This is a genomic window from Salmonella sp. SSDFZ69, from assembly GCF_004010755.1.
In the GTDB taxonomy this organism is placed as follows: Bacteria; Pseudomonadota; Gammaproteobacteria; order Enterobacterales; family Enterobacteriaceae; genus Salmonella; species Salmonella enterica.
The window spans coordinates 3,790,817-3,807,646 of sequence record NZ_CP034831.1 but is presented as its reverse complement, the minus strand read 5'-3'; the positions used below and the strand labels follow the sequence as shown (position 1 = coordinate 3,807,646).

The 16,830-nt window shown below is 53.8% G+C and carries 14 protein-coding genes; 8 read left to right on the top strand and 6 right to left on the bottom strand.

Going from position 1 to position 16,830, the window contains the following annotated elements:
• Positions 1-2: 2 nt before the first annotated feature.
• Both carB and caiF read left to right on the top strand, forming a co-directional pair.
• On the top strand, positions 3-3,230 hold the full coding sequence (gene carB, locus EOS98_RS18905) for a carbamoyl-phosphate synthase large subunit (protein ID WP_094897763.1): 3,228 nt from the start codon (positions 3-5) through the stop codon (positions 3,228-3,230).
• Between the two features lie 273 nt (positions 3,231-3,503).
• On the top strand, positions 3,504-3,899 hold the full coding sequence (gene caiF / locus EOS98_RS18900; protein ID WP_000333324.1) for a carnitine metabolism transcriptional regulator CaiF: 396 nt from the start codon (positions 3,504-3,506) through the stop codon (positions 3,897-3,899).
• A 77-nt stretch (positions 3,900-3,976) separates the two neighbouring features.
• Here caiF and caiE read toward each other — a convergent pair whose 3' ends face one another.
• The 6 genes from caiE to caiT form a co-directional block, all read right to left on the bottom strand.
• Positions 3,977-4,573, bottom strand: a complete 597-nt coding sequence (gene caiE / locus EOS98_RS18895) for a carnitine operon protein CaiE (protein ID WP_094946925.1) — start codon at positions 4,571-4,573, stop codon at positions 3,977-3,979.
• A gap of 109 nt (positions 4,574-4,682) precedes the next feature.
• The gene (gene caiD, locus EOS98_RS18890; RefSeq protein ID WP_127821198.1) at positions 4,683-5,468 is read right to left on the bottom strand and encodes a crotonobetainyl-CoA hydratase; all 786 of its coding nucleotides are present in this window, start codon (positions 5,466-5,468) and stop codon (positions 4,683-4,685) included.
• A 53-nt stretch (positions 5,469-5,521) separates the two neighbouring features.
• Entirely contained in the window at positions 5,522-7,075 is a 1,554-nt protein-coding gene (gene caiC, locus EOS98_RS18885; protein ID WP_126524292.1) for a crotonobetaine/carnitine-CoA ligase, read from the bottom strand.
• A gap of 62 nt (positions 7,076-7,137) precedes the next feature.
• Entirely contained in the window at positions 7,138-8,355 is a 1,218-nt protein-coding gene (gene caiB / locus EOS98_RS18880; RefSeq protein WP_001016212.1) for an L-carnitine CoA-transferase, read from the bottom strand.
• Between the two features lie 111 nt (positions 8,356-8,466).
• Complete coding sequence (gene caiA / locus EOS98_RS18875; protein ID WP_000347134.1) at positions 8,467-9,609, bottom strand: crotonobetainyl-CoA dehydrogenase; 1,143 nt, start codon at positions 9,607-9,609, stop codon at positions 8,467-8,469.
• A gap of 34 nt (positions 9,610-9,643) precedes the next feature.
• Entirely contained in the window at positions 9,644-11,161 is a 1,518-nt protein-coding gene (gene caiT / locus EOS98_RS18870; protein ID WP_000787073.1) for an L-carnitine/gamma-butyrobetaine antiporter, read from the bottom strand.
• 481 nt (positions 11,162-11,642) lie between these two features.
• Between caiT and EOS98_RS18865 the strand changes: the two genes are divergently transcribed.
• From EOS98_RS18865 to EOS98_RS18840, 6 genes are all read left to right on the top strand, one after another.
• Complete coding sequence (locus EOS98_RS18865; protein ID WP_126524291.1) at positions 11,643-12,413, top strand: electron transfer flavoprotein FixA; 771 nt, start codon at positions 11,643-11,645, stop codon at positions 12,411-12,413.
• 15 nt (positions 12,414-12,428) lie between these two features.
• Positions 12,429-13,370, top strand: coding sequence for an electron transfer flavoprotein subunit alpha/FixB family protein (locus tag EOS98_RS18860; RefSeq protein WP_001032198.1), 942 nt, complete (start codon positions 12,429-12,431; stop codon positions 13,368-13,370).
• A gap of 49 nt (positions 13,371-13,419) precedes the next feature.
• Positions 13,420-14,706, top strand: coding sequence for an FAD-dependent oxidoreductase (locus tag EOS98_RS18855; RefSeq protein ID WP_023213706.1), 1,287 nt, complete (start codon positions 13,420-13,422; stop codon positions 14,704-14,706).
• Positions 14,703-14,990 carry a ferredoxin-like protein FixX gene (gene fixX / locus EOS98_RS18850; protein ID WP_000203736.1) on the top strand — a complete coding sequence of 96 codons (288 nt, stop codon included), beginning with the start codon at positions 14,703-14,705 and terminating at the stop codon, positions 14,988-14,990. The genes EOS98_RS18855 and fixX overlap by 4 nt, the downstream gene beginning before the upstream one ends.
• A 146-nt stretch (positions 14,991-15,136) precedes the next feature.
• Positions 15,137-16,477, top strand: coding sequence for an MFS transporter (locus tag EOS98_RS18845; protein ID WP_126524290.1), 1,341 nt, complete (start codon positions 15,137-15,139; stop codon positions 16,475-16,477).
• An 88-nt stretch (positions 16,478-16,565) separates the two neighbouring features.
• Positions 16,566-16,796 (top strand): YgdI/YgdR family lipoprotein, encoded by a 231-nt coding sequence (locus EOS98_RS18840; protein WP_001172089.1) that lies wholly within the window; start codon positions 16,566-16,568, stop codon positions 16,794-16,796.
• Positions 16,797-16,830 lie beyond the last annotated feature (34 nt).

Here is a 16,830-nt window from a genome sequence, read left to right as displayed (position 1 = left end):
CCATGCCAAAACGTACAGATATAAAAAGTATCCTGATTCTGGGCGCGGGCCCGATTGTTATCGGTCAGGCGTGTGAGTTTGACTACTCCGGCGCTCAGGCGTGTAAAGCGCTGCGCGAAGAGGGCTATCGCGTTATTCTGGTGAACTCTAACCCGGCCACCATCATGACCGACCCGGAAATGGCCGATGCCACCTACATCGAGCCGATTCACTGGGAAGTGGTACGCAAAATCATCGAAAAAGAGCGTCCGGATGCAGTGCTGCCGACCATGGGCGGCCAGACCGCGCTGAACTGTGCGCTGGAGCTGGAGCGGCAGGGCGTGCTCGAAGAGTTCGGCGTCACCATGATTGGCGCCACCGCCGACGCCATTGATAAAGCCGAAGACCGTCGTCGTTTCGATATCGCGATGAAGAAAATTGGTCTCGACACCGCGCGTTCCGGTATCGCGCACACTATGGAAGAAGCGCTGGCGGTTGCCGCTGACGTGGGCTTCCCGTGCATCATCCGTCCGTCCTTTACCATGGGCGGCACCGGCGGCGGTATCGCTTACAACCGTGAAGAGTTCGAAGAAATCTGCGAACGCGGTCTGGACCTCTCGCCAACCAACGAGCTGCTGATTGATGAGTCGCTGATCGGCTGGAAAGAGTACGAGATGGAAGTGGTGCGTGATAAAAACGACAACTGCATCATCGTCTGCTCCATCGAAAATTTCGATGCGATGGGCATCCATACCGGCGACTCCATCACCGTGGCGCCCGCGCAGACTCTGACCGATAAAGAATACCAAATCATGCGTAACGCCTCGATGGCGGTGCTGCGTGAAATCGGCGTCGAAACCGGTGGTTCTAACGTCCAGTTCGCAGTGAACCCGAAAAACGGTCGTCTGATCGTTATCGAAATGAACCCGCGCGTATCCCGCTCCTCGGCGCTGGCGTCGAAAGCCACCGGTTTCCCGATTGCCAAAGTAGCCGCCAAACTGGCGGTGGGTTACACCCTTGACGAACTGATGAACGACATCACCGGCGGGCGTACTCCGGCCTCCTTCGAGCCGTCTATCGACTACGTTGTCACCAAAATTCCGCGCTTTAACTTCGAGAAATTCGCCGGTGCTAACGACCGTCTGACCACCCAGATGAAATCGGTCGGGGAAGTGATGGCGATTGGCCGCACTCAGCAGGAATCCCTGCAAAAAGCGCTGCGCGGCCTGGAAGTGGGCGCCACCGGCTTCGACCCGAAAGTCAGCCTCGACGACCCGGAAGCGCTGACCAAAATCCGCCGCGAGCTGAAAGATGCGGGCGCAGATCGTATCTGGTATATCGCCGATGCTTTCCGCGCAGGCTTGTCTGTGGATGGCGTGTTCAACCTGACCAACATCGACCGCTGGTTCCTGGTGCAAATTGAAGAGCTGGTGCGTCTGGAAGAGAAAGTGGCGGAAGTGGGCATTAACGGCCTCAACGCCGACTTCCTGCGTCAGCTCAAGCGTAAAGGTTTTGCCGATGCGCGTCTGGCGAAACTGGCGGGCGTGCGTGAAGCGGAAATCCGCAAGCTGCGTGACCAGTATGACCTGCACCCGGTCTACAAGCGTGTGGATACCTGCGCGGCGGAATTCGCCACCGATACCGCCTACATGTACTCCACTTATGAAGATGAGTGCGAAGCGAACCCATCCGTTGATCGCGATAAAATCATGGTCCTCGGCGGCGGCCCGAACCGTATCGGCCAGGGCATCGAGTTTGACTACTGCTGCGTCCATGCCTCGCTGGCGCTGCGCGAAGACGGTTACGAGACCATTATGGTCAACTGTAACCCGGAAACCGTCTCCACCGACTACGACACTTCCGACCGTCTGTACTTCGAGCCGGTGACGCTGGAAGACGTGCTGGAAATCGTGCGCATCGAGAAGCCGAAAGGCGTTATCGTGCAGTACGGCGGCCAGACCCCGCTGAAGCTGGCGCGCGCGCTGGAAGCGGCAGGCGTGCCGGTTATCGGCACCAGCCCGGACGCCATCGACCGCGCGGAAGACCGTGAGCGCTTCCAGCATGCGGTTGACCGTCTGAAGCTGAAGCAACCGGCCAACGCCACCGTCACCGCCATTGAACAGGCTGTCGAAAAAGCGAAAGAGATCGGCTACCCGCTGGTGGTACGTCCTTCTTACGTGCTGGGCGGCCGGGCGATGGAAATTGTCTATGACGAAGCCGATCTGCGTCGCTACTTCCAGACGGCGGTCAGCGTCTCTAACGATGCGCCGGTGCTGCTGGACCGCTTCCTTGATGACGCGGTTGAAGTGGACGTGGACGCTATCTGCGACGGCGAAATGGTGCTGATTGGCGGCATCATGGAGCACATCGAGCAGGCGGGCGTACACTCCGGCGACTCCGCCTGTTCCCTGCCAGCCTACACGCTGAGCCAGGAAATTCAGGACGTGATGCGCCAGCAGGTGCAGAAGCTGGCCTTCGAGTTGCAGGTGCGCGGCCTGATGAACGTGCAGTTTGCGGTCAAGGACAACGAAGTCTACCTGATTGAAGTCAACCCGCGTGCGGCGCGTACCGTACCGTTCGTCTCTAAAGCCACCGGCGTGCCGCTGGCGAAAGTGGCGGCGCGCGTGATGGCCGGCAAATCGCTGACCGAGCAGGGCGTGACCCAAGAAATTATCCCGCCGTACTACTCGGTGAAAGAAGTGGTGCTGCCGTTCAATAAATTCCCCGGCGTTGACCCGCTGTTAGGGCCGGAAATGCGCTCCACCGGGGAAGTGATGGGCGTGGGCCGTACCTTTGCGGAAGCGTTCGCCAAGGCACAGTTGGGCAGTAACTCCACCATGAAGAAACAGGGCCGTGCGCTGCTCTCCGTCCGCGAAGGCGACAAAGAGCGCGTGGTGGATCTCGCCGCCAAGCTGCTGAAACAGGGCTTTGAGCTGGATGCCACCCACGGTACCGCGATTGTGCTGGGCGAAGCCGGTATCAACCCGCGTCTGGTGAACAAGGTGCATGAAGGTCGTCCGCACATTCAGGACCGTATCAAGAATGGCGAATACACCTACATCATCAACACCACCGCAGGTCGCCGCGCGATTGAAGACTCCAGGGTGATTCGCCGCAGCGCGCTGCAGTATAAAGTGCATTATGACACCACGCTGAACGGCGGTTTTGCCACGACGATGGCGCTCAATGCTGATGCCACCGAGAAGGTAACCTCGGTGCAGGAAATGCACGCGCAGATCAAAAAGTCGTAAACAAAGGGTTCGGCGGATATTGCTCTAACCGGACCTGTAATATAATGTTGAAAGGGTTTCTGTAAAGAAACCCTTTTTTTATCTTGCGTAAGGTCATTCCTGGAGAAGTCCGTTTCCGTAACCACATTTTCAATGTAATAAGCACGATATTGCTCACACTAATCAATATTTAAGTCGCATACTATCTTGCATATCCACAATTTTAATATGGCTTAGTTTTTATTAGTTTGGACAGGCCGTAGCCAGATTTTTAATTTGTGAAATGGTGTGCTTATGTGTGAAAAATATGTTGAAAGACCGCTTTATTTGTTAATTGCTGACTGGATGATGGCAGAGAACCGATGGATCACTGCCAGGGAGATTTCCCGTCAATTTGATATTGAACATTGCAAAGCAATTAATACGCTCTCCTATATTCTGTCAGAAGTGGGGGAAATTGTTTGTGAAGTGAAGATGATCCCTAACCAAATTGCAGGACGAGGCTGCCAGTGCCAGCGTCTGGTGAAAGTCGTGAGTATCGACTCTCAACTCTATCGCCGATTGAATCATAATTTGCAGGAAAGAAAAGTGAGCGTGGCGAAAGCGCCGCGGCTGTCTGCCGTTCCCCCCACAGAGCTAAACCGTGAGCAGAAATGGCAGATGATGCTCTCCAAGAGTATGCGTCGCTAATTGTCTGTTTAACCTGATGGCGGGGTAAACGGTAATTGACGCGTAGGCCGGATAAGCGTGAGCGCATCCGGCATCAATTACTGTGCTGATTTTGGCTTCACGTCCGTCGTGCCTTTCAGGCGCGGTCGGTTTTCTTCGATCTGCGTTAACGGCTTCGTTTCAGATAACCCCGTTCGACAACGGATCGCAAGATCCTGATATTCTTTGGTATTGAGGCGTTTCCAGTGCAGCTCCTGGTCCGTAACCTGGCGTAGTACGCGCGCAGGTGACCCCACCAGCAGTTGCCTTGCCTCACCCTGAAATCCGGCTTTGACAAAACTCATGGCGGCGACAATGCTCTCTTCGCCAATCACTGCGCCGTCCATAATGACGCTATTCATGCCGACCAGGGCGTCCCGTCCCACCACGCAGCCATGTAGAATAGCGCCGTGGCCGATATGGCCGTTTTCATGCACGATGGTATCGGTATCGCAGTAGCCATGCATAATGCAGCCATCCTGCAGATTAGAGCCTGCCTCCAGGATCAGGCGACCATAATCCCCACGCAATGACGCGAGTGGGCCAATATAAACACCGGCGCCCACGATGACATCGCCAATCAGCACGGCGCTGGGATGGACAAACGCGTCCGGATGCACCACCGGGATCAGTCCTTCAAAGGCGTAATAGCTCATAGTTGTACCTCGGTTTTTTTGCCGGATGGTGGCGTAAACACCTTATCCGGCCTACGGTTGCGCATGTGCTGTAGGCCGGATGAGCGAAGCGCCATCCGGCATAGTCACATTAACGACCTTTCCACACCGGATCGCGTTTTTCGGCAAATGCCTGCGGTCCTTCGAGCGCATCTTCTGAATGCAGTACCGACGGATAATGCTTCAGCACGCCGCTGCGGATGTAGCGGTAGCCTTCTTCTACCGGCATTTCGCTGGTCGCGCGATAAATCTCTTTCAGCGCCGCGATAGCCAGCGGGGCGCTATTGACCAGTTGTTGCGCCAGTTCGCGCGCGCTATCCATCAGTTCGCTCTGGCTGACAACGCGGTTCACGATCCCCCAACGCAGCGCTTCTTCGGCGCTCATTCGTCTGCCGGTCATTACCATTTCGTTGACGATAGCCGGTGGCAGCAGCTTAGGCAGACGCAATACGCCGCCGCTGTCAGGCACGATGCCGAGCTTTGCTTCCGGCAGCGCGAAGCTGGCGTTTTCGGCGCAGACAATAAAGTCCGCCGCCAGCGCCAGCTCAAAACCGCCGCCAAACGCGTAGCCGTTCACCGCGGCGATAACCGGCTTATCGAGGTCAAATATTTCGGTTAAACCGGCAAAGCCGCCGGGACCAAAATCGGCATCCGGCGCTTCACCTTCCGCTGCCGCTTTTAAGTCCCAGCCAGCAGAAAAGAATTTCTCCCCGCCGCCGGTAATGATTGCTACGCGTAATTCCGGATCGTCACGGAAATTAAGAAAAGCTTCACCCATTGCAAAGCTGGTTTTGGCGTCAATGGCATTCGCTTTAGGTCGGTCGAGGGTAATTTCCAGGATCGGGCCGTTACGGGTCCGATGTAATGACTCACTCATAGTTCATCTCCAGATAAATAGTTTCCCGGCGGGAGGGATTCCTGCCGGAAGGTTTATTTCAGATTTTTTTTGATTATTTTTCCTGAACAGTTGCGTGGCAGGTCAGTTCTGATCTCCATAAAAGAGGGAACCTTGAATTTCGCCATATTGTTTTCGCAAAAGCTGAAAAACTCGGCTTCGCTTAATGTTTCACCTTCATTAAGGACGATAAACGCTTTAATGGCCTCATCACGGATCGCGTCTTTAATACCAACCACCACAATGTCCTGAATTTTCGGATGCGCAGAAATAATATTTTCCAGCTCGACGCAGGAGACATTTTCCCCGCCGCGTTTAATCATGTTGCAGCGTCTGTCGACAAAATAGAAATAGCCATCCTCATCCTGGTAACCCGAATCACCGGTATGTAACCAGCCCTCTGGTTCCAGCGCCCTGGCGGTTGCCTCCGGCTGCATGTAATACTCTTTGAAGATAGTCTTGCCGGGGATGCCTTTAATACAGATTTCGCCAATTTCTCCGGCGGGCAGCGGGCGATTTTGATCGTCGCGAATTTCAGCTTCATAGCTAAAACCCACGCGACCAATGGAGGGCCAGCGCCGTTTGTCTCCGGGACGGTCGCCAATAATTCCGACAATGGTTTCAGTCATACCATAAGAGGTCAGCAGCCTGACGCCAAAGCGTTCGGTAAAATCGTCTTTTTCCTGCTCGGATAAATTGAGATAGAACATCACTTCGCGCAGGTGATGCTGCCTGTCCGTTGGTGCGGCGGGCTGGACCATCAGCGTGCGGATCATCATCGGGATGCACTCGGTCACCGTAGCCTGATATTTACGTACCTGATCCCAGAATGCCCGGGCGCTGTACTTTTCCAGGAGCACAAAGGTGCTGCCGGCGGAAAAGGCTGGCATTGCGGCGGTACACTGGCAGTCGATATGAAAAGCGGGCATCACCGTCATGTACACGTCATCATCGCGCAGGGCGATTTGCCAGGCAGAGTAGTAGCCTGCAAAACGCAGGTTGTAGTGGGTAATTACCACCCCTTTAGGCCGTGAGGTGGTGCCTGAGGTAAACAGAATTTCCGCCGTATCGTCAGTGGATAACGCGGGCGTATAGCACAGCGTGGTGGACTGGCGGGATTGCAGTTGGGTAAAGTGACTCACGCCGTCGTCAGCCGGAAGCTGCTCGGCAATCAGACAGATATGATTAAGCGGAGTGCTATTGTCCTGGCGTATTTCACGGTACATAGGATAAAACTGGGCGCTGGTAACCAGCAGACTCACCTGGCTGTTTTGCAGGATCCAGGCGCTTTCTTCGCCCAGTAAGCGGGCATTAATCGGCACCATAATGGCGCCGATTTTTGCCAGTCCAAACCAGCAAAAGATGAATTCCGGGCAGTTATCCAGATGCAGCGCGACCCTATCACCCTTGCGGATCCCTAAGGAATAAAAAAGGTTCGCCGTGCGGTTAATCTCTTCATTGAGCGAAGCATAGCTAAACTGCCGAACGATTCCCTCACAGGATTCGAAAATTAACGCCGTTTTATCTCCGTACACCCCGGCCAGGTCGTCCCACATCTGACGTAAGTTTTGTCCGCCAACGATATCCATATTGCTTTATCCACTGAAATCAGGCGTGAGCGCTAATCGGAAAACCGATTAGCGCATCGCGTTTAATCCTCAACTTTGGCCAGGCCTTTGCCGACCAGTTCCTTAATATCTGCTTCGCTATAACCAATGTTTTTCAGAATGGCGGCGGTATCCATGCCGTGTGACGGCATGCCACGCCAGATTTTCCCCGGGTTGTTTTTAAATTTCGGCATGATGTTCGGCCCTTTACAGGTGCGACCGTCCATTGTTTGCCACTGAGTAATCGATTCGCGGGCAACGTACTGCGGGTTACCTTCCAGTTCCGGAATGGTGAGCACCTTCGCACAGGCGATATTCAGCTCAGCAAAGCGCGCCTGAACGTCGGCGATGGTGTGTGTTGCCAGCCAGGCGTCCAGTTTCTCTTCGACGAGCGGGCCGTAAGGGCATTCCACGCGATGGATGAGCTGCGTGCCTTCCGGAACTTCCGGCGTACCGAGAATGTGGGCCAGGCCAATATCTTTAAAACACTCGTTGATTTGCGTGATGCCGACCAACTCCATGACGATGTAACCATCGGCGCATTTATACAGGCCGCAACCGGCGTAGTAGGGGTCTTTCCCTTTCGTCATACGTGGACAGATTTCGCCGCCGTTGAAGTAGTCCATCATGAAATACTGACCCATGCGCAGCATCACTTCGTACATGGCGATATCGATGCTTTCACCTTTACCCGTTTCGCGTACTTTGTGCAGGGCTGCCAGCGCGGCTGTCGTCGCGGTCATCCCGGAGAAGTAATCGGCGGTATACGGGAAGGCTGGCATCGGCTGATCAACGTCGCCGTTTTGGATCAGATAACCACTGAATGCCTGCGCGATGGTGTTATACGCCGGAAGATTGGTGTACTCCTCGGTACCATACTGGCCGAAGCCGGAAAGGTGGGCAATGACCAGTTTCGGGTTATGTTCCCACAGCACTTCATCAGTAATACCACGGCGGGCAAAGGCCGGGCCTTTACTGGCTTCAATGAAAATATCGGTGGTTTCCATCAGTTTCAGAAACGCTTCCCGACCTTCATCTTTGAAAATATTCAGCGACAGGGCGTGCAGGTTGCGGCGTGAGAGCTGCGGGTAGTTAGGCTGTACGCGGATGGTATCGGCCCATGCGACGTTTTCAATCCAGATAACCTCGGCGCCCCATTCGGCGAACATCTGTCCGGCGAATGGACCGGCGATTTCGATTCCTGAAAAAACAACGCGTACCCCAGCAAGCGGGCCAAAGGTTGGCATTGGTAAATGATTCATCATTTTTCTCCTGGCATTTTTTGCGGTATGTAGGCCGGATAAGCACAGCGCCATCCGGCATGATTGCCTGATGGCGACGCCCCGCGTCTTATCAGGCCTACAAGGGATCGATTAGCGGTATTGCTTGAGTACCGCACGACCCAACGTCAGGATCTGCATTTCGTCAGAACCACCAGAAACACGGTCAACGCGCAGGTCACGCCAGAAACGCGTGATGCGGTGGTTGCCCGCGATACCAACACCTCCCAGTACCTGCATGGCGGTGTCTACCACTTCAAACGCGGCGTTGGCGCAGAAGTATTTGCACATTGCCGCGTCGCCGGAGGTAATAGTGCCGTTATCTGCTTTCCACGCGGCTTCCAGCAGCATATTTTTCATGGAGTTCAGTTTGATCGCCATATGCGCAAACTTCTCCTGAATCAGCTGGAAACGGCCAATAGCTTCACCAAACTGCACGCGCTGATTCGCGTAACGCGCAGCGTCTTCAAAAGCGCACATTGCGGTACCGTAGTTGGTCAGCGCGACGAGGAAGCGTTCATGGTCAAACTCTTCTTTCACGCGGTTGAAGCCGTTACCTTCCCGACCGAACATGTCTTTCTCGTCCAGTTCAACGTCGTCAAAGGTGATTTCACAGCAGCTATCCATGCGCAGACCGAGTTTCTCCAGTTTGTTGACCTTGATACCCGCTTTGCTCATGTCCACAAACCACTCGGTGTAAACCGGTTTATCCGGCGATGCACCGTCTCTCGCCATGACCACGATGTACGGGGTATAGGCGCTACTGGTGATAAAGCACTTACTGCCATTAAGATAAACCTTACCATTTTTGCGTGTATAAGTGGTTTTCAGACTACCAACATCCGATCCCGCTCCCGGTTCGGTGATAGCAGAGTTCCACATCTGCTTACCGGTGCCCCGGAACGCCATGATTTTATCAATTTGCTCCTGAGTCCCTTCACGCAGGAAAGTGTTAAAACCTCCTGGCAATTGGTACAACACGTAAGTTGGCGCGCCAAGACGTCCCAGCTCCATCCAGACGGCGGCGACGGTAACAAAACCCGCTTCCAGACCGCCGTGTTCTTCCGGGATCAGCAGGCTATCAATACCCATATCCGCCAGCGCTTTTACAAAACGCTCAGGGTAGACGCTGTCACGATCGCACTCGGCAAAATAAGCTTCCCAGTTCTCACTGGCCATCAGTTCGCGAATACCGGCGACAAACAGCTCCTGTTCGTCATTTAAGTTGAAATCCATCTTTCAGCCTCTTGATCAATTGGGTTAATAAGAATTACTTGTCTTTCCAGTGCACTTTGGCGTCTTTAATAAAGGACAGCGTCACCATAATGTTGACGAAGAACAGCGGACATCCTCCGGCGATAATCGCGGTCTGAATCGGCTTCAAACCACCCAGCGCCAGCAGAACGATACCGATGATACCGACCAGCACCGACCAGCCGATACGCACTAACAGAGGCGGCTCTTCACCATCGCGAACTTCACGACAGGTCGACATCGCCAGGGTGTAAGAGCAGGCGTTAATCAGCGTGACGGTGGCAATAAAGCAGAGGATGAAGAAGCCCCACATGGTGGCGGTGCTGAGCGGCAAGGCGGCCCAGGTTTCGATAATGGCGCGCGCCACGCCGTGTTGCTCAATCAGTTGCGGAATGTTGAGGATGTTTTTATCCATCAGCAGCAGCGTGTTGCTGCCCAGCACTGTCCACAGGATCCAGGTAGACGCGGTCAGACCCATCACCATCCCGAAGCACAGTTCACGTACGGTACGACCACGGGAAATACGGGCCAGGAAGATACTCATCTGGATGGCGTAAATAACCCACCACGCCCAGTAGAAAACGGTCCAGCCCTGTGGGAAGCCGCCTTTACCGATGGCGTCGGTATAGAACAGCATCCGTGGCAGGTGCATTAACAGCATCCCGACGGAGTCGGTGAAGTAGTTCATGATGAAGCTGGCGCCGCTGACGATAAACACCCAGCCGAGCATCAGGAAGCTCAGGTAACTACGCACATCGCTGGCGATTCTGACCCCTTTTTGCAGGCCGCAGGCTACGCAAATCGCGTTCAGAATGATCCAGCAGGTAATGATGATGGCGTCGAGTTGCAGCGTATGCGGAATACCGAACAGCCATTGCATACACTCGGTGACCAGCGGGGTAGCCAGACCGAGGCTGGTGCCCATCGCGAAGATCAGCGCCACCAGGTAGAAGTTATCGACGATGGTACCGAACAACCCTTTCGCATGCTTTTCACCGACGAGCGGTACCAGCGTGGAGCTGGGGCGGATGACATCCATCTTGCGTACAAAGAAGAAGTAGGCGAAGGCCACGGAAAGGAAGCTATAGGTTGCCCACGGTAGCGGCCCCCAGTGGAACAGGCTGTACGCCAGGCCTATCTCTTTCGCGCCCGTGGAATTGGGTTCCAGGCCGAACGGCGGGGTGGAAATATAGTAGTAGATCTCAATAGAGCCCCAGAACAGAACCGCAGCGGATGTACAGGAGGCGAACATCATGAAAATCCAGCTGGCGGTGCTAAACTCCGGTTTTTCGTCACCTAATCTCTTTTTGGCATAGGGGCCAAAAACCAGCCAGAACCAGCCGAAGAGCATGACGACCATATACCATTCAAATGCCCAACCCCAGACGTTGGTGACATAACTGAATACCGCATTAATAACGACGTTAGCGGCATCAAGATCTCTGACTGTTAGCCAGCAAAGTATCCCGACAATTATTAATGGCGGAAAAAAAACCTTCGGTTCAATTCCCGATTTTTTCTTTTCATTTTTCATAAGTGAATTCCAGTGTGAAAACGAAATTTATTTAGCGTGCCAGTCCATGAACGTTTGTTTATTTATTATTAATGATTTGTTGATAAGTTTTTAACCTCTGGGACGCCTCAATGAGTAACTCATGATGGGTATTCACTTCGGGTGATTCTGTTATCTTCGTCACACTTTTTTGCGTTGATTATTTTGTGTCTAAATTTTGATTTTTTTCTTTATTTATCAATTAATTGGTTGTGGTTTTTTAACTTTTTTAAGTATCTGACGTTCAATATTGTTGAGCCAGCAAACAATATTGAAAATTTTCATATTTGGCATATTTCTTTCAATATTGGTGAGGTGCGTAACACTATTGAAAGTTACGAATATCAATGTGTGACATTTTCAATATTGGTGATTAAGGTTTTATTTCCGAATTAAAGAGCGTGATATCTGTATTTAACACCGCCGATATAAATACGTTTCCTTCATGATTTCTGGAGATGCAATGAAGATAATTACTTGCTACAAATGCGTACCTGATGAGCAGGATATTGCGATTAATAATGCTGACGGAACACTCGATTTCAGCAAAGCGGATAGCAAAATCAGCCAATATGATCTGAATGCAATTGAAGCTGCTTGCCAGTTAAAACAGCAGTTGGGAGACGTTCAGGTTGTCGCCATGAGCGTTGGCGGCAAAGCGCTGACTAATGCAAAAGGGCGCAAAGATGTCCTCTCTCGTGGCCCTGATGAACTGATTGTGGTCATTGACGATCAATTTGAGCAGGCGCTGCCGCAACACACCGCTACCGCGCTGGCCGCCGCGGCGCAAAAATCAGGTTTCGATCTACTTATCTGCGGCGACGGTTCTTCCGATCTTTATGCTCAGCAGGTTGGTTTGCTGGTGGGCGAAGCGCTGAACATGCCGGCGATTAACGGCGTGAGTAAAATCCTCTCTCTTACCGACAGCACATTGACGGTAGAACGCGAACTGGAAGATGAAGTTGAAACGCTGAGCATCCCGCTCCCGGCGGTGATCGCGGTTTCCACCGACATTAACACCCCACAAATCCCTTCGATGAAAGCCATTCTTGGCGCGGCGAAAAAACCGGTTCAGGTCTGGTCGCCTGCGGATATCGGGCTGAACAGCGTACCCGCGTATTCCGCACAACAGGTTGCCGCACCGAAGCAGCGCGAGCGTCAGCGTGTGGTGATTGAAGGTGACGGTGAAGAACAAATCGCCGCGTTTGTCGAGAATCTGCGCAAAATCATTTAATTATCAGGGGATGTTATGAACAAATTTTCCAGTGTCTGGGTATTCAGCGATACCCCTTCTCGTCTGCCCGAACTGATGAGTGGCGCGCAGGCTGTAGGTGAAAAAGTTAACGCGTTCGTACTGAACGAAGCGGACAGCGCGACAGCATGTCATTTGGGCGCGGATCATGTCTGGCTGCTCAGCGGCAAACCAGAAGACCGCATGATCGAAGACTACGCTGCTGCGATGGCTGAGACTATTCGTCAGCATAGCGAGGGCGGCGCGGTGCTGCTGCCGAATACGCGTCGGGGCAAGCTGTTGGCGGCAAAGCTGGGCTATCGCTTGTCGGCTGCGGTTTCCAACGATGCCAGCGAAGTCGCCCTGCAGGATGGAAAAGCGGCGGTTAAACATATGGTCTACGGCGGTCTGGCGATAGGGGCAGAAACCATCGCTTCGCCGTTTGCCGTGATCACGCTCAGCAGCGGAACGTTTGACGCACAACAACCGGATGCTTCTCGCAGCGGCGAGATGCACACCGTGCAGTGGCAGGCTCCGGCCACTGCCGTGACCCGCACCGCAACCCAGGCGCGTCAGAGCAACAGCGTTGACCTCGACAAAGCGCGTCTGGTGGTCAGCGTGGGACGCGGCATCGGCAGCAAAGAGAATATCTCGCTGGCCGAAGCGCTGTGCCAGACGATTGGCGCCGAGCTGGCCTGTTCCCGCCCGGTGGCGGAAAACGAGAAGTGGATGGAGCACGAGCGCTACGTCGGTATCTCCAACCTGATGCTCAAACCTGAACTGTATCTGGCAGTGGGGATCTCCGGGCAGATCCAACACATGGTCGGCGCCAACGGCGCGCAGACGATTTTCGCCATCAACAAAGATAAAAACGCGCCAATCTTCCAGTATGCGGATTTTGGCATCGTTGGCGATGCGCTGAAGATCCTGCCTGCGCTGACGGCTGCCTTAGCGCGATAAACCATTTCGGGCAGGATGCGAAGGTATCCTGCCGCTGACAGGAGTACGTATGTCCGAAGATATCTTTGATGCCATCATCGTGGGTGCAGGTCTGGCCGGTTCGGTTGCGGCGCTGGTGCTTGCTCGCGAAGGTGCACAGGTGCTGGTTATCGAGCGCGGCAATTCTGCTGGCGCGAAGAATGTCACCGGTGGGCGTTTGTATGCACATAGCCTGGAACGCATCATTCCCGGCTTTGCGGATCAGGCCCCCATTGAACGCATGATCACCCACGAAAAACTCGCCTTTATGACCGACAAAGGGGCGATGACGATGGATTATTGCAACGGCGAGGACGCCGCATCGTCGCAGGTTTCTTATTCCGTTTTGCGCAGTAAATTTGACGCCTGGCTGATGGAGCAGGCCGAAGAGGCGGGGGCACAACTGATCACCGGTATTCGCGTCGATAACGTCGTTCAGCGTGATGGCAAAGTCGTGGGCGTGGAAGCCGATGGCGATATTCTGGAAGCCAAAGTCGTAATCCTCGCTGACGGGGTGAATTCTCTGCTGGCTGAAAAGCTGGGCATGGCCAAGCGTGTTGAGGCATCGCATGTTGCTGTCGGCGTGAAGGAACTGATCGAATTGCCGAAGTCGGTCATTGAAGATCGTTTTCAGCTACAGGGCAACGAAGGTGCCGCCTGTCTGTTTGCCGGGGCGCCGACCGATGGTCTGATGGGCGGTGGCTTCCTGTATACGAATGAAACAACCCTTTCCCTGGGGCTGGTCTGTGGACTTCATCATCTGAAAGACGCGAAAAAATCGGTCCCGCAAATGCTGGAAGATTTCAAACAGCATCCGGCCGTTGCGCCGCTGATCGCCGGTGGCAAGCTGGTGGAATATGCCGCACACGTTGTACCCGAGGCGGGAATGAATATGCAGCCTGAACTGGTGGGCGATGGCGTACTGATTGCCGGAGACGCTGCCGGCATGTGTATGAACCTCGGCTTTACCATCCGGGGTATGGATCTCGCCATATCCGCAGGCGAAGCGGCGGCGAAGACGGTGCTTTCGGCGATGAAGCGTGACGATTTTAGCAAGCAGTCGTTGGGTGAATACCGTCAGCATCTGGACGAAGGTCCGATGCGCGATATGCGCATGTATCAGAAACTGCCAGCTTTTCTTGATAATCCCCGCATGTTTACCGCCTATCCCGAAATGGCGGTCAATATCGCGCGCGACCTGTTCACCGTGGATGGCTCCGCTCCGGTGCCGATGCGTAAAAAAATCCTGCGCCATGCGAAGAAAGTGGGCTTCATCAACCTGATGAAAGATGGCCTGAAAGGAGTGACCGTATTATGACATCTCCCGTCAATGTGGACGTCAAACTGGGCGTCAATAAGTTCAATGTGGATGAAGACAGCCCGCACATCATTCTCAAAACCGATCCTGATAAACAGGCGCTGGAGGTGCTGATTAAGGCCTGTCCGGCGGGACTGTATAAAAAGCAGGACGACGGCAGTGTTCGTTTTGATTACGCCGGGTGCCTGGAGTGCGGAACGTGCCGGATCCTCGGCCTTGATACGGCGCTGGAAAAATGGGAATACCCGCGCGGGACGTTTGGCGTGGAGTTCCGCTACGGCTAATAAGTACGAAGTTGTGCCCCCGTAGGCCGGATAAGATGCGGTAGCGTCGCCATCCGGCAATCATGTGGCGCCAATGCCGGATGGCGGCGGAAACGCCTTATCCGGCCTACAGATGCGCTTTGCCCGTGTTGAAACAGGACATCACCATGCAGCAGCCCAGGAACTTTGATGACCTTAAATTCTCCTCCATTCATCGCAAAATTATGCTGTGGGGAAGCGGCGGCCCGTTCCTTGATGGCTACGTGCTGGTGATCATTGGCGTGGCGCTGGAACAACTGACGCCGCTATTGCACCTTGATGCTGAATGGATTGGCGCGCTCGGCGCGGCTACGCTTGCCGGACTGTTTATCGGCACCTCGTTGTTTGGCTATATTTGCGATAAAGTCGGGCGGCGTAAAATGTTCCTGCTTGATATTATCGCTATCGGCGTTATCTCCGTGGCGACCATGTTTGTTTCCACGCCGCTTGAATTACTGGTGATGCGCGTTTTAATTGGCATTGTTATCGGCGCGGATTACCCTATCGCTACTTCCATGATTACGGAGTTTTCCAACACCCGCCAGCGCGCGTTCTCCATCGGTTTTATCGCCGCGATGTGGTACGTCGGCGCGACCTGCGCCAACCTGGTGGGCTACTGGCTGTATGACATGGAAGGCGGCTGGCGTTGGATGCTTGGCAGCGCCTTTATCCCGTGCTTAATCATTTTGATTGGCCGCTTTGACCTGCCGGAATCGCCACGCTGGCTATTGCGAAAAGGACGGGTAAAAGAGTGTGAACAAATGATGATCAAACTGTTCGGCGAACCGGTCTGCTTTGACGATGAGCCGCCGCAGAAGACCCGCTTCCTGCAGTTGTTTAACCGCCGTCATTTTCCGTTTGTACTGTTCGTTGCGGCTATCTGGACCTGTCAGGTAATCCCGATGTTCGCTATCTATACCTTTGGGCCGCAGATCGTCGGGTTACTCGGCTGGGAACAGGGGCGCAACGCGGCGCTCGGCAATGTGGTGATTAGCCTCTTTTTTATGCTGGGCTGTATCCCGGCGATGTTCTGGCTAAACAGTATTGGCCGTCGCCCTCTGCTTATTGGCAGCTTCGCCATGATGACTATCGCGCTGGCGCTGCTGGGGCTGGTGTCAAATCTGGGCATCATACTGGTCGTGGTGGCGTTTGCGGTATACGCCTTCTTTTCCGGCGGACCGGGCATACTGCAATGGCTTTATCCTAATGAACTCTTCCCGACGGATATTCGCGCTTCGGCCGTGGGGGTCATCATGTCATTAAGCCGCATCGGAACCATTGTCTCCACCTGGGCATTACCGATTTTCATTACTCGTTACGGTATTAATAACGTCATGCTGATTGGCGCGTTGATTTCGTTAGTCGGGCTTGGCGTATCGGTGATGTTTGCCCCGGAAACCCGCGGCTTGACGCTAACACAGACCGGAAACATGACTTTGCGCGGAACGCCATCGGATAACCCTCGTTAAGAGTGTTCTGCATTTCTCCCTGCTTTTCGCCAATAACGCTACAGTTAACAGTCACATGCTAAAACAACTGAAAAGCAGGGAGAACACCATGCAAAAACGTCTTATGACCGCACTGTTTACCGCAGCAACACTATTCACCGTCGCAGGATGCTCTTCTAACCAGGCGGTTGAAACCACGGATGGCAAAACTATTGTCACCGACGGGAAACCCGAGGTCGATAACGATACCGGTATGGTGTCTTACAAAAACGCCGCCACCGGGAAAACCGAACAGATTAACCGCGATCAGCTGAAAAATATGAGCGAGCTGGATAATTAATTCAATTTTTTCTGGTTAGCCGCTCAATAATATT

Coding starts and splice junctions, on each gene's coding strand:
- EOS98_RS18860 (WP_001032198.1), top strand. CDS start 12,429: ATGAACAAATTTTCCAGTGTCTGGGTATTCAGCGATACCCCTTCTCGT.
- EOS98_RS18855 (WP_023213706.1), top strand. CDS start 13,420: ATGTCCGAAGATATCTTTGATGCCATCATCGTGGGTGCAGGTCTGGCC.
- caiC (WP_126524292.1), bottom strand. CDS start 7,075: ATGGATATCGTTGGCGGACAAAACTTACGTCAGATGTGGGACGACCTG.
- caiE (WP_094946925.1), bottom strand. CDS start 4,573: ATGAGCTATTACGCCTTTGAAGGACTGATCCCGGTGGTGCATCCGGAC.
- EOS98_RS18845 (WP_126524290.1), top strand. CDS start 15,137: ATGCAGCAGCCCAGGAACTTTGATGACCTTAAATTCTCCTCCATTCAT.
- caiF (WP_000333324.1), top strand. CDS start 3,504: ATGTGTGAAAAATATGTTGAAAGACCGCTTTATTTGTTAATTGCTGAC.
- caiD (WP_127821198.1), bottom strand. CDS start 5,468: ATGAGTGAGTCATTACATCGGACCCGTAACGGCCCGATCCTGGAAATT.
- caiA (WP_000347134.1), bottom strand. CDS start 9,609: ATGGATTTCAACTTAAATGACGAACAGGAGCTGTTTGTCGCCGGTATT.
- carB (WP_094897763.1), top strand. CDS start 3: ATGCCAAAACGTACAGATATAAAAAGTATCCTGATTCTGGGCGCGGGC.
- fixX (WP_000203736.1), top strand. CDS start 14,703: ATGACATCTCCCGTCAATGTGGACGTCAAACTGGGCGTCAATAAGTTC.
- EOS98_RS18865 (WP_126524291.1), top strand. CDS start 11,643: ATGAAGATAATTACTTGCTACAAATGCGTACCTGATGAGCAGGATATT.
- caiB (WP_001016212.1), bottom strand. CDS start 8,355: ATGAATCATTTACCAATGCCAACCTTTGGCCCGCTTGCTGGGGTACGC.
- caiT (WP_000787073.1), bottom strand. CDS start 11,161: ATGAAAAATGAAAAGAAAAAATCGGGAATTGAACCGAAGGTTTTTTTT.
- EOS98_RS18840 (WP_001172089.1), top strand. CDS start 16,566: ATGCAAAAACGTCTTATGACCGCACTGTTTACCGCAGCAACACTATTC.